Genomic DNA, 1,162 nt, shown 5'->3' with positions numbered 1-1,162 from the left:
GATCTGAGCCGGAGGGATGGGCCTACCTATGCAAAATCCTGCATAGGTAATTGGAAGTACACCCCGATACTGCGGCGCTTCCACCCATGAAGCCCACCGCGTGAACACCTTTGCACAGAGCGCCGTCGCGGCTTGGCAACTGCTCGTGTCCGGCGATCCGGTGCTGCTGGCCATCGTCGGACGCTCGCTCGCGGTCAGCGCCAGCGCCTGCGTGCTGGCCTGCGGCCTGGGCCTGCTGCTTGGCGCCTGGCTCGGCGTGGCGCGCTTTCGCGGCCGCGCCGGCTTGCTCACGCTGCTGAACACCCTGTTGGCGCTGCCGTCGGTGGTGGTCGGGCTGGTCATCTACCTGCTGCTGTCGCGCTCGGGCCCGCTCGGCTTCCTGGGCTGGCTGTTTTCGTTCAAGGCCATGGTGCTGGCGCAGACGGTGCTGGTGCTGCCGGTGGTGACGGCGCTCACGCGCCAGGCCATCGAGGACGCCGAGCGTGCGCATGGCGAGCAGCTGAGCTCGCTCGGCGCGGGGCCTCTGGCGCGCGCGCTGCTGCTGGTGTGGGACGAGCGCTATGCGCTGCTCACGGTGCTGATCGCCGCGTTCGGACGCGCGGTATCGGAGGTGGGCGCGGTGATGGTGGTGGGCGGCAACATCGACGGCTTCACGCGCGTGATGACCACCGCCATCGCGCTCGAAACCAGCAAGGGCGACCTGCCGCTGGCGCTGGCCCTGGGCATCGTGCTGCTGGGCGTGGTGCTGGTGCYCAATCTTGCGATTGCCGCCGTGCGGGGCTGGCGCGAGCGGGTCGACGGCGGCGGCGGCGCAGGCGGCATGGCGGCCTGGTGGCGGCCGGAGGCGCGCCCGTGAACGAACACGCGCAGCTCGCGAGCGCGGATGCCACCGTCTTTGCGCTCTACGGCGTCGACGTGCGCCTGGGGCGGGTGGCGGCGCTGCACGGCGCAACCCTGACCATCGCGGCCGGCGAGCGCGTGGCGCTCATCGGCGCCAACGGCAGCGGCAAGACCACGCTGCTGCGGCTGCTGCACGGCCTGGTGCCGCATGCGGCGGGGAGCTTCACCAGCGCCGCGCCGCGCCGGCAGCAGGCCATGCTGTTCCAGCGCCCGCACATGCTGCGCGCCTCGGTGACGGTCAATGTGGCCCTGGCGCTGTGGC

Annotated in this window: 2 protein-coding genes; both read left to right on the top strand. The window is 71.5% G+C overall.

The features are described from left to right. The first annotated feature begins 100 nt into the window (after positions 1 to 100). Positions 101 to 856 carry an ABC transporter permease gene (locus AC1DOC_RS34485; protein ID WP_478131685.1) on the top strand — a complete coding sequence of 252 codons (756 nt, stop codon included), beginning with the start codon at positions 101 to 103 and terminating at the stop codon, positions 854 to 856. Next, positions 853 to 1,162: ATP-binding cassette domain-containing protein (locus AC1DOC_RS34480; protein WP_478131684.1), on the top strand; the 310-nt coding region annotated here is incomplete at its 3' end. The genes AC1DOC_RS34485 and AC1DOC_RS34480, both read left to right, overlap by 4 nt.

The organism is Variovorax sp. 01T439_2 (genome assembly GCF_056398445.1).
This window is presented reverse-complemented; position numbering and strand designations above follow the sequence as displayed.